The 12,374-nt window shown below is 68.3% G+C and carries 16 protein-coding genes; 6 read left to right on the top strand and 10 right to left on the bottom strand.

The genetic code is table 11. The features are described from left to right. Positions 1–39: 39 nt before the first annotated feature. Both HUX53_RS09885 and HUX53_RS09880 read right to left on the bottom strand, forming a co-directional pair. Positions 40–261, bottom strand: coding sequence for a hypothetical protein (locus tag HUX53_RS09885; RefSeq protein ID WP_176402857.1), 222 nt, complete (start codon positions 259–261; stop codon positions 40–42). After that, the gene (locus HUX53_RS09880) at positions 251–772 is read right to left on the bottom strand and encodes a SigE family RNA polymerase sigma factor (protein WP_176402856.1); all 522 of its coding nucleotides are present in this window, start codon (positions 770–772) and stop codon (positions 251–253) included. The genes HUX53_RS09885 and HUX53_RS09880 overlap by 11 nt, the downstream gene beginning before the upstream one ends. Positions 773–864: 92 nt before the next feature. Here HUX53_RS09880 and HUX53_RS09875 point away from each other — a divergent pair, with 92 nt between their 5' ends. Together HUX53_RS09875 and HUX53_RS09870 are read left to right on the top strand one after the other, a co-directional pair. Then, on the top strand, positions 865–1,605 hold the full coding sequence (locus HUX53_RS09875; RefSeq protein ID WP_176402855.1) for an FkbM family methyltransferase: 741 nt from the start codon (positions 865–867) through the stop codon (positions 1,603–1,605). A gap of 128 nt (positions 1,606–1,733) precedes the next feature. Then, positions 1,734–2,516 (top strand): SAM-dependent methyltransferase, encoded by a 783-nt coding sequence (locus HUX53_RS09870; protein WP_255205097.1) that lies wholly within the window; start codon positions 1,734–1,736, stop codon positions 2,514–2,516. Between the two features lie 27 nt (positions 2,517–2,543). On the opposite strand, the gene HUX53_RS09865 is transcribed toward HUX53_RS09870, so the two are convergent. After that, entirely contained in the window at positions 2,544–3,131 is a 588-nt protein-coding gene (locus HUX53_RS09865) for a TetR/AcrR family transcriptional regulator (RefSeq protein WP_176402853.1), read from the bottom strand. A gap of 49 nt (positions 3,132–3,180) precedes the next feature. Between HUX53_RS09865 and HUX53_RS09860 the strand changes: the two genes are divergently transcribed. After that, the gene (locus tag HUX53_RS09860; RefSeq protein ID WP_176402852.1) at positions 3,181–3,969 is read left to right on the top strand and encodes a bifunctional 2-polyprenyl-6-hydroxyphenol methylase/3-demethylubiquinol 3-O-methyltransferase UbiG; all 789 of its coding nucleotides are present in this window, start codon (positions 3,181–3,183) and stop codon (positions 3,967–3,969) included. Between the two features lie 278 nt (positions 3,970–4,247). Here HUX53_RS09860 and HUX53_RS09855 read toward each other — a convergent pair whose 3' ends face one another. Continuing rightward, positions 4,248–5,645, bottom strand: coding sequence for an IS1380 family transposase (locus HUX53_RS09855; RefSeq protein WP_176402851.1), 1,398 nt, complete (start codon positions 5,643–5,645; stop codon positions 4,248–4,250). Between the two features lie 110 nt (positions 5,646–5,755). Between HUX53_RS09855 and HUX53_RS09850 the strand changes: the two genes are divergently transcribed. Continuing rightward, a complete protein-coding gene (locus HUX53_RS09850) occupies positions 5,756–6,256 on the top strand; it encodes a histidine phosphatase family protein (RefSeq protein WP_217919286.1) in 501 nt (166 codons plus the stop codon). Positions 6,257–6,424: 168 nt separating this feature from the next. Here HUX53_RS09850 and HUX53_RS39965 read toward each other — a convergent pair whose 3' ends face one another. From HUX53_RS39965 to HUX53_RS40890, 3 genes are all read right to left on the bottom strand, one after another. Then, the gene (locus HUX53_RS39965) at positions 6,425–6,634 is read right to left on the bottom strand and encodes a hypothetical protein (RefSeq protein WP_217919285.1); all 210 of its coding nucleotides are present in this window, start codon (positions 6,632–6,634) and stop codon (positions 6,425–6,427) included. A 245-nt stretch (positions 6,635–6,879) separates the two neighbouring features. Beyond that, positions 6,880–7,647 (bottom strand): FAD-dependent oxidoreductase, encoded by a 768-nt coding sequence (locus HUX53_RS40895; RefSeq protein WP_255205096.1) that lies wholly within the window; start codon positions 7,645–7,647, stop codon positions 6,880–6,882. Further along, positions 7,626–7,820, bottom strand: coding sequence for a hypothetical protein (locus HUX53_RS40890; RefSeq protein WP_255205095.1), 195 nt, complete (start codon positions 7,818–7,820; stop codon positions 7,626–7,628). The genes HUX53_RS40895 and HUX53_RS40890 overlap by 22 nt, the downstream gene beginning before the upstream one ends. A gap of 829 nt (positions 7,821–8,649) precedes the next feature. Between HUX53_RS40890 and HUX53_RS09835 the strand changes: the two genes are divergently transcribed. Beyond that, entirely contained in the window at positions 8,650–9,885 is a 1,236-nt protein-coding gene (locus HUX53_RS09835; protein ID WP_176402850.1) for an HNH endonuclease signature motif containing protein, read from the top strand. Positions 9,886–10,251: 366 nt separating this feature from the next. Here the strand turns inward: HUX53_RS09835 and HUX53_RS09830 are convergent, their stop codons facing one another. After that, positions 10,252–10,530 carry a hypothetical protein gene (locus HUX53_RS09830; RefSeq protein WP_176402849.1) on the bottom strand — a complete coding sequence of 93 codons (279 nt, stop codon included), beginning with the start codon at positions 10,528–10,530 and terminating at the stop codon, positions 10,252–10,254. 471 nt (positions 10,531–11,001) lie between these two features. Here HUX53_RS09830 and HUX53_RS42980 point away from each other — a divergent pair, with 471 nt between their 5' ends. Further along, on the top strand, positions 11,002–11,451 hold the full coding sequence (locus tag HUX53_RS42980) for a hypothetical protein (RefSeq protein ID WP_369009188.1): 450 nt from the start codon (positions 11,002–11,004) through the stop codon (positions 11,449–11,451). Between the two features lies 1 nt (position 11,452). Here the strand turns inward: HUX53_RS42980 and HUX53_RS09825 are convergent, their stop codons facing one another. After that, complete coding sequence (locus HUX53_RS09825; RefSeq protein WP_176402848.1) at positions 11,453–11,728, bottom strand: DUF397 domain-containing protein; 276 nt, start codon at positions 11,726–11,728, stop codon at positions 11,453–11,455. Continuing rightward, entirely contained in the window at positions 11,725–12,237 is a 513-nt protein-coding gene (locus HUX53_RS09820) for a DUF5753 domain-containing protein (RefSeq protein WP_255205094.1), read from the bottom strand. The genes HUX53_RS09825 and HUX53_RS09820 overlap by 4 nt, the downstream gene beginning before the upstream one ends. Positions 12,238–12,374: the final 137 nt, after the last annotated feature.

Raw genomic sequence — 12,374 nt, 5'->3', positions numbered from 1 at the left:
TGTGACGTTTTTTTGTGCTGATAGAGCGTCCAGAAAGATCTACAAGTGCCTCTGCGTCGGCAGCGTCAGATGGGGATAAGAGACCGCCCCCGTCCCGCCCAGGACGACCGCGACGGCGAGCGCGGCGGCCCCCGTCCGGCGGTTCCGCCTCCTGCGGTGCCCGGCCTCGACCTGCGCCAGCAGCCCAGGCGGGACGGTCGGCGCCTCCCGCGCGGCGGACGCGAGCGTGCCCCGCAGCGTCCGGTCCAGTTCATCGTTCATGGTGCCCTCCCGCCGTGGACGCGGTGGCCGGTCGCCAGTCCGCGCGAAGCTTGCCGAGGGCGCGGGCGGCCTGGCTGCGGACCGTCCCGCGCGAGATGCCGAGCGTCGCGGCGATCTCCTCGTCGGACAGGTCCTCGTAGTAACGCAGGACGAGGACCGCCCGCTGCCGCCGGGGAAGCGCGGTCAGCGCCTCCCACAGCCTGGGATCATGTTCGGCCCGCTCCAGCCCGCGGTCGTCGTAGTGCCGCTCCGGCACGCTGTCCACCAGGTGCTCGCGCCTGCGCCGCCGCCACATGCTGATGTGCTGCCGCGCCATGATCTTCCGGACGTATCCCTCGGGATCGTGCTTGTTGACGACCCGTCCCCAGGCGCCGCGCAACCTGATCAGACCCTCCTGCAGCAGGTCGGCCGCGTCATCGGCATTGCCGGTGAGGACGAAGCCGTATCGCAGCAGAGCCTGCGCGCGGGTGGCCACGTATTCCTCGTACGTCACGCCATCGTCGTCGTCCAAAGGCCCGTCCTTCCTTTCACACCCAGGACGCCCGTCCCGCCGGATCTGTTGCACGCCCCTTCGCGCGGGGGCCGGCGGGGTAGGGTCGGTGGATGCTGCTGCGCGCCTATGGGATCGCTCGTTCGCTGGTCATGTACTACGGGATTCCGGGTAAGCACCGGCGGGCGATGCGCCTTTACGGGGAATTTCTCGGGGCCGGTGACGTGGCCTTCGACATCGGTGCTCATGTGGGCGGGCGAGTGCGCGTGTGGCGGCACCTGGGGGCGCGTGTGGTCGCGGTCGAGCCGCAGCCCGACTGCCTGCGCGTCCTGCGGCTCTTCTTCGGACGCGACCGGAACGTCGCGATCGTGCCGGGCGCCGCCGGGGCCAAGCCGGGGAAGGCGCAGCTGGCGCTTTCCAGTGCGACGCCGACGGTGTCGTCGATGTCGCCCGGCTGGATCAAGTCGGTGACGACGGACAGCAGCTTCGCGCGCGTCCGCTGGGACCGGTCGGTCGAGGTCGAGGTGACCACGCTGGACGATCTCATCGCGGCCCACGGCGTGCCGACCTTCTGCAAGATCGACGTCGAGGGGTTCGAGGCGGACGTCCTCGCGGGCCTGTCGCAGCCGGTCCCCGCGCTGTCGTTCGAGTACATTCCGTCGGCGCATGACGCGTCCCTGGACGTGCTGCGCATCGTGGAGGAACTCGGCGCGTACGAGTACAAGTACTCCCCCATCGAGACGATGCGGTTCGCCAGCCCGCGGTGGCTGGACGCGTCCGAGCTGCGGCGGCAGCTGGAGCGCATCCGGCCGCGCGGCCGCTCCGGGGACGTCTACGCCCGGCTGCGGACATAGCCGCCTGCAACGTCGGCGAAGTGGCCCATATGGCAACAAAACTTACTATTATGTGACCTGCGCCACTCCACCGACGTATGGGGGCTTTCGTGCCGGACGCAGCGGAGCGTCAACCGTCCTCGGCCGACTTGCGGACCGATGTGGCCCACTCGGCCCGGGTCTACGACCACCTGCTGGGAGGCAAGGACAACTACGCCGCCGACCGCACCGCCGCCGAAGAGGTCGTCAGGATCGCCCCCTATATGCGCACATCGGTGCGCGCCAACCGCAACTTCATGGTGCGGGTGGCCCGCCACCTGGCCGCCGAATGCGGCATCACTCAGTTCCTCGACATAGGAACCGGCCTGCCGACTTCACCCAACCTCCACGAGGTCGTCCAAGAGGTCGATCCGTCTTGCCGCGTGGTGTACGTCGACAACGACCCGATCGTCCTCGCGCACGCTCGGGCGCTGCTCACCAGCACCCCGGAGGGAACGTCCCGCTACATTCACGCCGACCTGAGCGAGCCGGAGGCCATTCTGGCGTCGCCGGAAGTCCGGGAAACGCTCGACCTGGGCCGGCCCGTGGCGCTGTCCCTCATCGCCATCCTGCATTTCATCCACGACGAGGAATTGGCGCACGGCGTTATCCGGCGGCTCATGGACGCGCTTCCGTCCGGCAGTTATCTCGCCCTGTCCACGATCACCATCGACAGCGCCCCCGAAGAGGTCGGGGACGCGGTCAAGAAGTACAACTCGCGCGGAATCAATTCCAAGGGGCGGACGAAAGCCCAGGTCACAAGCTTCTTCGACGGCCTGGAGCTGGTCGAGCCGGGCGTGACCCCCGTCCACCACTGGCGGCCGGACGACGAGGCCCGCGCGATCGACGACTCCCAGGTGTCCATGTACGGCGGCCTGGCTCTCAAATCCTGACCCGCCCAGGCGCTGTTTCGCCACGGATTATCGGACGACTCCGGCGATGACAGTGGCGACCATTTTGCGAACGGCATCACGCTCCGGCCGGGGGCCCGCACGGTCGGCGAACAGCAGGTGCGCGGCGCCGATCAGAGTAGGAGCGAGCGTCTCGACGTCGGCGTCGGGCGCGATACGTCCTCGCTCGCACTCCGCGCCGAGGTAAGACTCGATCACGATCACGGCCTCCGTCAGGACGGGGACGCCGGCGGGCCACGTCCGCCGCAGCCGGACCTGCAACTGCACCCGGAACGTGACAAGCGGGACGATCGCGACGGCGACCGACTCGAACAGCGCCACCAGCGCGCCGGTGAGATTGCCCTCGACCGTGCCCGTCCCGGCGGACTCGCGCAGTGCGGCGGCCTTCGGGTCCATCCTGCCGACCCGGTCGATGACGAACTCGGCGAGGAACGCGTCGAAGTCGGTGAAGTGCCGGTGCAGGACGCCCTTGGCGACACCCGCCTCGTCGGTGACCGCCCGGCTGGTCAGCGCGCTCGGACCGTCCCTGAGCAGGATCCGCTCGGCGGCGTCGAACAGCTGCTCGCGCACATCCCGGAGGGCCACCCCTGTCGGCACCGCGCATCCTCCCCTAGCCGAGTGGGCGCTTGCCCACTATGGTGGGCACATGCCCACTCTCTCGAACGAGCCGCATCACCAGCGGCACGTGGCGGAGTCGTTCGGCGCGGACGCCGACCGCTACGACCGGACCAGGCCAAGCTATCCGAACGCCCTCGTCGAGCGGCTCGCCACCCCCGGGCCGGACGTCCTCGACGTCGGCTGCGGGACGGGCATCGCGGCCCGCCAGTTCCGGGCAGCCGGCTGCCGCGTGCTCGGCGTCGAGCCGGACGCGCGCATGGCCGGCCTGGCGCGGCGCACCGGCATCGAGACCGAGGTCGCGAAGATCGAGGACTGGGACCCGGCCGGCCGGACCTTCGACACGGTCATCGCCGGGCAGGCCTGGCACTGGGTGGACCCGGTCGCGGGCGCGGCCAAGGCGGCACAGGCCCTGCGCCCCGGCGGCCGCCTGGCCGTGTTCTGGAACGCGTTCCTGCTTCCGTCCGGCCTCGGGGAAGCCTTCGCCGCGGTCTATCGCCGCGTCCTGCCCGACTCCCCCATTTTCCACCGCCCATTGCCGGCCGCGGACGCGTACTCGATGCTGTGCGACAAAGCGTCCGACGGCATGCGGCAAACGAAGGCGTTCGGCGCACCCGAAGAGTGGCGCTTCGACTGGGAGCGCCATTACACCCGCGACGAATGGCTGGAACAGGTCCCCACGTTCGGCCTCCACTCCCAGATCCCACCGGACGAGCAACAGGAGGTTCTGTCCGGGATCGGCGCCGCGATCGACGCGGCGGGCGGCGACTTCACCATGCGCTACACCACGATGGTGGCGACCGCGTCCCGCAATTCATGACCGGCCGAGTGCGCTTATGGTGCCTGCGCCACGCCGAATCCGAGAACGTCACGTCCGGCATCGCAGGAGCCGTTCCCACCATGCCCCTAACAGCACACGGCCGCCAACAAGCTTTAGCCTCGATCCACCGATGGTGAATCGAGGTCGATCTCTCGGTCTTTTCGGGAGGACGGTCGAGTTGTCGGCCGCCTGTGGGCAGGGGTGATCGGCTGGTCTGCCCAGCTTTTCCACGTGTTGGGTTCCGGTCGGGCCCCGTTCGGGCGGTGGATGACGGCAGGTCAGCGGCTGTCGGGAGGGGTGTGGAGGGTGTCGAACAACTGCTGCCAGGCGTCGGCCCAGGGCCAGTTGCGGGGCAGGTACAGGATCAGGCGGCGGGCCGAGCGCGCCAGCCGGGCCGGGACGTTGACCAGGTGGGCGCGGATGGTGGCGGTGGTCGCGCGGGCGTGGAAGGCCGAGGTGAGCGCGCCGGCGGCGCGCAGCAGGTTGAACGACATCGCCCACAAGATCAACCAGGCGGCGTTGGCGTTGAAGTCGCCGGACGGCAGGTGGGCCAGCGGTCCGGCCTTGCCGTCGGCGATGACCTGCTCGATCACGGCGTGGTGGCGGTGGTGGCGCTCGGCCTGCAAGGTCTCGAACGGGCTGTTGGTGAAGAACGGGTGGTAGCGCCAGGCGGGGAACAGTTCGCCCTGCTCGCCCGCGGTGGCGGGTTTGGCCAGGTCACGGACGCGCCGCACGATCAGCCGGGCGGTGACCTGCTCGGCTTTGGGCCGGCCGGTGAAGGCGGCGTAGGCGGGGATCTCGGCGACCTGGGCGTCATAGATCAGCTCGCCGGTGTCGGGATCGAGCACGCCGGTGGGGTAGCGGATCTGCCGCCACGCATTCTCGTCGATGGCGGCGATGGCCCGCTTGATGGACGGGTTCATGCCAGTGGTGATGGAGAAGCAGGTGTCGGCTCGTTGGCAGGCGGCCACCACATCGGCGTTGTAGAACTGCGAATCGGCGCGCAGCACACGCAGGCCGGTGGCCCCGGCCTGCGGTGCGGTGGACAGCACCTCGGCGACGAAACGCTGCGCGCCGCGGGCATCGGCGGCCTTGCCCCGGCGCAGCCTCACCCCGGCCACGATCGGGCGGGCGATCGGGGTGCAGATCGTGGCCAGCAGCGGATGCAGGGTCCGTACCCCTTTGAACCGCCCGATCTGTGCGCCCTGCTTGGCGCGGCCGAACACCCGCTTGTGGGTGGAGTCGACGTCGATGAAGGCGACCTGGTCGGCGCCGGGCAGCAGCGGCGCCCGCCGGGCCAGCTCGCCCAGCAGCCGGTGGTGCACCGCGTGCAGTTGCAGCACGTGGCCGTGGGTGAACGAGCGCAGGAACGTGCCCAGCGTCGAAGGCGCCCGGACACCGTCGAACGCGGTCGGCATCGCCCCGTGCCGCAACCGGCCGGTGTCATCGATGCTGTCGGCTCCGGCGCACATCGCCGCCACCAGCGACATCACCTTCGCCGCCGGGTTCGCACCGCCGCCGTTGCCCGAACCGCTGATCCGTACCGCCGTGTCGACCAGTTCAGGCAGACCGGCCCGCTCTGCAAGCCGGACCACGGGCACCAGGCCCGCATCGGCGATCAGGTTGTCCTCGTCGAACACCGAAGAGACCGCCGCAGCGGCATGAGAGGATTGCACTTACGGGATGCCTCGCTGATCCTGCGTGATGAAGCCTTCGACAAGCCCATCATCGCAGGCCACGGGGCATCCCTTTTGCCGTTTCCGACACCTGGAAGATCAGTCACCCGGTGGATCCAGGTTTAGCCGCAGCCCGGACTCTCGCAACCGAGTCGATCGCTCACATCTACTCCAGCACAGCCCTGCGAGCCCGGCAAACCGCCCAACTCCTGGCCGCGCCGGGAATCCCCGTCAGTGCACTCCCGGCCCTCGCCGAGATGGGCATCGGTGAGCAAGAGGGAACGAACGACCCTGCCGTCCGCGCCCGTACGGCGGAAGTCCTGCACGCCTGGATCGTCCACCAGGACCTGGCGCAACGGGTCGCAGACGGCGAAACAGGACACCAGGTCGTCACCCGCATGACAACGGCGCTCCAGCGGATCACCGCCGCCCACCCCGACGAGACCGTCGCCCTCGTAGGCCACGTGGCAAGCCTCACCATCACCCTGAGCCGCCTGTGCGGCCTAGGCGCCGAGGTCTGGGGAACTCCCCTCCCACACGCGCACCCTTTCCTCACCGAGTGGGACGGCACAACCTGGCAGTGTCCGACCTGGCCACGTCCGACCGTCTAGCGACTCGCCGCCGGTCGTTCTTTCCTCCGACGATCAGGCGGTGCCGAACGACTCGGTGCCCTTGTTCTCGATGACCATCACGATGGTCTGGCCGCCGGGCGCGGGCAGCTGGCCCACGCCTCCGTGCAGCCCCAGCGGCAGAAAGGTCATGGGCACGGACGTGACCCGCTACACGACCGCCGGCCGCTCGCCACGCAGCTGGGCGGTGATGTTCTCCGCCACGACCTTGCCGTGCCGCATCGCGCACGAGCCCCGCTTGGCCTCGGGGACGTCGGTGATATCGCCGACCGTGTAGACATGGTCGCGCCCGTAGACGTTCAAGGCGCCGATGACGGGAACCTCCCCTGAGACGTCCAGGTCGTGAGCCGTCCGCCGCAAGGTAGCCAATGTTGATCCGCACCCGATGGGCCTGGAACCAGATGTCAGCGGTGATCTCCTCGCCGCCATCGGCGGTGGCCGTGAACGTCCCGCCATGCCCCGCTTCAGTCGCTGGCGACATCACGAGGCCGGTGCCGAGCCGAAGCCGGACGTCCATCTCGTCAATCCGCCAGTGCAGATCCCCGCGCAACTCCGCCTCGAAGCCTGGAAGCAGTTCACCGGACGAATTGACAATGGTCACCTACTTATCCGGCCAGACGTCCTTGATCTCGCCGGCCAGCTTCAGACCGACCAGGCCCGGCACCGGCAATCAGCACCTGGTCGGCGCTGGCCACCTTCTTATGTATGCGGCGAAGATCGTCCAACGCATCCCCGATGGAGTCGGCGTTGGGCTTCGCCGGATATGCATAGCTGGTACCGGACGCGGGGACGAGATCGTCAGCCTCGATACGCCGCCCGGAGGCCAGCGCAACACCGCCGGGATCCACCGAGATGGCCCTGTCGCGAATCACCACGCCCCTCGTAAGCAAGGTGTCGTAGGGGAAGAACATGTTCTCCGCCCAGTCGGACCGGGTCAGCGCCCGCAGCGCCGCCGCCGTGTTGACGAACGCGTCCCGGGGATCGATCAGGATGACGTCGGCCTCCGCGTCCAGCGCCATGGCGACCGCTGAACCTCCGTAGCCTCCGCCGATGACGGCAACCGTACGAGCCATGGCGTCACACTCAGTGCTCGGACTCGCCCACTTCACCCGGTTCCTCAAAGAGCACCGGCACCTTGTTGTCCAGGACGACGCCGCCAAGCATGTCCCGTTCGGCGGGGCCGAGCCCATGGCCAGTTCCGCTATCCGACGGTAGGTCTCGGCGTAGAACTCGTCCGCGAGCCCGCTGCCCTTCGCGGTCAGCGCGACCCGTACCGCGCGAGCATCCTGCGGATCCGCCTCGCGCCGAACCAGGCCGTTCCGCTTCGTGCGATCCACCAGACTGGTGAGACTCAACTTGGCCAGGTCCAGCATCCCGCCAGTTCGTTTATCCCTCGCGGCCGCGCCATCAGCATGCCCAGCAACTGCCTCTGCTGGGACGTGATGCCGTACTTGCGCACCGACTCGGCATAGACGGCATTCACTAGGAAGGTGCCCCGCACCAGCGCCAACACAATCCCGATCCGCCCGTCACCCTGATTACCCACGCGAATAGCGCACAGTTCGCGGAGCGAACTACCACCGGGACGGCCCACACCAGGACGGCAGAACCCGCCGAGCGAAGCCTCCCACTCTTCGGCAGGTGACTCCTCTGGGGTTCGTCTGGAACTCCTCTGGGACTCCTCGGCCGAAGACTCAGGTCTCCAAAAGGCACCGAAGCAACGCCAAGGCAGCCGATACGGGACTCGGGGGCGGTGCTTTCTGCGACGTCACCGGGGAGTGCGGTCGGTTGCGCATGCCATGCGTCACGCTGTGGCCGGGACGGTGCCGAGGGAACACCTGTGCCTGCTTGCCGGCGGAGCACGCGGCGGCCCACTGGGTGAGGGCATCGATGATGCCGCGCACAGGGGCGGCAGTCGGTCCTGCGGCGGGCCGGGCAGTGCCGCCAGAGGCTGGATCAAGCGGCCGTGCCGGGCTCGGTTTTCGGGCGAGGAGTGTTCCAAATCGCGCCATTGCATGTTCGTGGAATCGTGGTGGGGGCGGCGCTGCGTACGGGGCCGCCCCTCCAAAGTCAAGGGCGCTTCGCGTCGCTTCGCGATGGCCTCCGGCCACCCTTGACTTCGGAGCCTCTGCGGCCCCTGAGTGCAGCTTTCGTCGGGCAGGCTCCGCCTGCCCTCTGCCCGACGCGCCGCCCCCACCCCGTCCAAGAGGGATCGACGCGAGCACCCTCAAGAGGTGCCGAATATCGATATATAGGAATTGCCCGAATCGGCCTCTTTGTGGCATTGATCGACTTCGAAGAAGGGGCTAAAGAATCATGGCATGAATTCGGGTGTGGGAGGGCGAAGCTGTGTACGGTCGGATAAAATTGGGGGTATGGAAGCGGTAACGGTCGACCTCGGTGAGGCGTCCACCATGGAATTGGTGAACGCGGCATCGGCGATCGCCGCTGAACTCGCCCGCCGCAAGGCACCCGAATCGGCGATTGTGTGCAGGGAACTCGCCGAAACTCTCAGCGCCACCACCGACCTGCACGAGGCCGCCCTGTCCGACCTCATCGGCGTAGTCGATCGGACCCGTGAGGTGCAGCGGTGGGGATACCCCTCCACCCGCTCCTGGCTGCGCTCCCGCCTCGGCATGCGCGAATCCCGGGCAAAAGAGCGCCTGACTCTGGCGTGCCACCGAAACCGGGTCCCGCAGACCACCGCACGCTGGACGGCCGGCGAACTCTCCTACGATTACGTCGCCACCATCGCCGCAGCAGTCACCCGCCTGGGCGACACCGAGTGCCAAGTCGCCGAAGAAGCCCTGCTCAGCTTGGCCGACCAAGGCTTCTCAGCAGGAAAAGTCGCCACCTTCGGCAGACGCATCCGCGAGGTGATCGCGGAACGCGACGGCACCGAGCAGCCTGACGCCGACTCGCGCCGCGGATATGAACGGTCCTGGATCGACTCCACCCGTTCCCTGGACGGCGACCGCTACATCAAAGGATGGCTGAACGCCGAGGACGCCGCCATCTGGGACGGCACGCTGGGCCCGCTGGCCAAACCCACCGGAACCGATGACCCACGCGACCTGTCCGAACGCACCGCCGCCGCGCTGACCAGCGTCCTGTCCGGCGGACACCGGACCACCAAGGTCACCGTCATCTGCGACCTGGACACCCTCACCGGCGGCGAGGTCCCAGCCCGACTAACCGACGGCACCCCGATCCCCGCCGCCCAAGCCCGCCGGATCGCCCTGACCGCCGGAGTCTCGCCCCTCTTGCTCGGCACCGGCAACCACCCCCTCTACCTCGGCCACCGGGCCCGGTTCGCCACCGCCCCGCAACGCCAAGTCCTCGAAACCCTCTACTCCACCTGCGCTGTCCACGGCTGCGAAGTCCCTGGCACCCTGTGCGAGGTCGACCACGTCCACGGCTGGGCCCTCGGCTCCCCCACCGACATCGACCAGCTCGCCCTGTGCTGCGGCTGGCACAACCGCTACAAACACACCAACCCCAGCAGAATTCACATCACCACCGACACCAACGGACGTCACACCTACCGCGTCCTAGCACCACCCGGCACCGCCGCGACCGTCCGTCCACCACCCTGGCTCCAAGCCGCCTAAATCGCCGACATGCACCGCCCTCAGTACATGCGGGACTCGCCGAGCAAGGGCCGCGATTGGCCAAAGACCGCGGCGGCGGACGCGCTCGAGTAACGGCAGTGGCTCCACTGGCTGTCTCCCCCGAGCGCGTATTTGCAATGCACACCTGACAGCCGCCGCTCCCGGAGCCGTCCACACGGACAGTCCTCGTGGGGCCCCCTCGGACTCGCGAGGTCACAGCTTCCGCATGCCACCAACCGCAAGCCGGAGAGCAGGGCCTCTCTCCGTGCCCCAGCGCCAGGCCTCGCTACACACCGCATCCCGAGCCCAGTGGCCTGCTGTGCTGCGGGCGACCGCCCCTCCGTCCCCGACCGTGCGGGCCGAGCTTCATGAAGGGTCGGAACGATCACCGAGCTCCACGTCGCCGGGTTCACCGGCGTAGGCCCCGGCTTGACGGCTTTCGCCGGGTAGTCCGGCAAACTGGGCATGGCCGCTCGGGGCCGCGACCTCGTTGCGAAAAATCTGCGCCGCCGCGTTAGGGGGCGGGAGCGCGTCCTGATCTTGACGTTTGCCGTCCCCGTGACGTGCCGCCTCGTGCGGGCCGAGCCGTTCGTAGAGGGCACGGGCCCGGTGGTTGACCACCAGAACATCCAGAACCAGGTCCACCACTGACGTTCAGCCTCGTTCAGCAACTCGATGCCGAGAGGGGTGCCGATGCCGATGCAGGCTTTGGAGGCGGCGCGGGCATCCGGTCGCGGCGCGCCAGCTTCGGCATGCCATGCGTCACACTGCGGCGCGGGCGACGTCCAAGGAACATCCTTGTCCCATCCGTGGATCCACTGCACGACGATGGTCCCAGGCAGGTCGGCCCCTGCCCGCTGGAAGGACGGCTGGGCGCCGCCGGCGTGGGCAAGGTGTTCCTCGGGGCCTCGCCGAGCGGGCGCAAGGTCGCGGTGACGGTCGTCCGCGCCGAGTACGCCGCCGAACCGGCATTCCACCGCCGGTTCGCCCGCGAGATCGAGGCGGCTCGCAAGATCGGCGGGTTCGACACCCCCACAAGTCGTGCGCGCCGATCCCGTTTCCGCGTCGCCTTGGACGGTGACCGAGTTCGTCCGCTGCCCGTACGTGCGGTAAGTCGTGCAGCGCCAAGGGCCGCTCGCGCCGTCCGCGGTCGGCGATCTGGGCCGGGGGCTTGCCGAGGGTCTGGCCGCGGTCCACGCGTGCGCCCTGGTGCACCGGGACCTCAAGCCGGGCAACGTCATCATGGCCCCGGACGGCCCCCGGATAGTCGGCTTCGGCATCGCCCGCGCGACCGAGATGTTCGCACCGGCTGTGTCCTCGCCTACACCGCGCTTGGCCGCGGCCGTTCGACGCGCCGACCATCCCGGCTTTCACCCACAAGATCGTCGGCGCACCGCCCGACCTGGCCGGCCTCTCCGGCCTGCACCTACGCGACCTGATCGTCCACTGCCGGGAGAAGGAGTCCGCGCGGCGGCCGTCCGTCCACGAGATCCTCGCCGCTCTCAACACCGAACCACCGCGCCACCCGCGCCGCCTCCCTACTCGGCGGACGTCACGAGCCGCTGATTCACGGGGCGAGGTCGAAGGAGCCGTCCTTGATGCCGGTGAGGAGGGACGTCCACGCGGACGGGGCGATGGGGAGCATCGGTCCATCCGCGTCCTTGGAGTCGCGCAGCGCCACGCCTTGGCCCGTCAGCGCTGCCACCTCAACGCACTGACCTTCGCCGCCGCTGCTGTGGCTGCTCTTGCGCCACATCGCAGCGACCTCGACGCACTCCTGCCCCACACTGCCGCTGTGGCTGCTCTTGCGCCATGGAGAGAAGACAAACTGCTCACTGGTCATGACTCCGACACTAGTCGTTCGATGAACGATCGGGAGTCTGATGCTGATAACGCGGCGGCTCTGAGGTGGTCGAAGACAATGTCGTGGCGGCGGATCTCCTCAGATGCCTCCAGATACCAGCCCGTAGTCAGGTTCTCGACCAACACCACGGAGAGATCAGTCGTCGTCAAGGTGGTAAAGGAGCCATTCAGCCCTGCATGACCACCTGCCGTAAACGGAAGGATCTGCAACGTGACGTTCGGCAGACGGGAGCGTTGGACCAGACGTTCAAGTTGACGACGCATCACTTCTCGTCCGCCAAACTGCTGCCGAAGTGCAGCCTCACTCACCACGGCCCAAAGATGGGGCGGATCTTCGGAGTCCAGGACCAGCTGGCGGCGCATTCGTATCTCTGCCAGTCCGTCAACGTCGGGCGAGAACCCCTGGAAGAAGCCACACTCGATGACGGCACAGGCGTACTCCTTTGTCTGCATGAGACCAGGAATCAGGTGCAATTGGAAGGTCCTCATTGAATCCATTTCATCCTCGGGCGGTCTGAGCGACGCGGTGGTTTTGCAGGACGGCGATGGCCTTGACGATGTGGCCGGCCTTGCTCGGGCTGCAGCGCAGCTTCCGTAGGATCCGCCATGACTTGAGTTGTGCGTTC

Source organism: Actinomadura sp. BRA 177 (assembly GCF_013372625.1).
In the GTDB taxonomy this organism is placed as follows: domain Bacteria; phylum Actinomycetota; class Actinomycetes; order Streptosporangiales; family Streptosporangiaceae; genus Spirillospora.
This window is presented reverse-complemented; position numbering and strand designations above follow the sequence as displayed.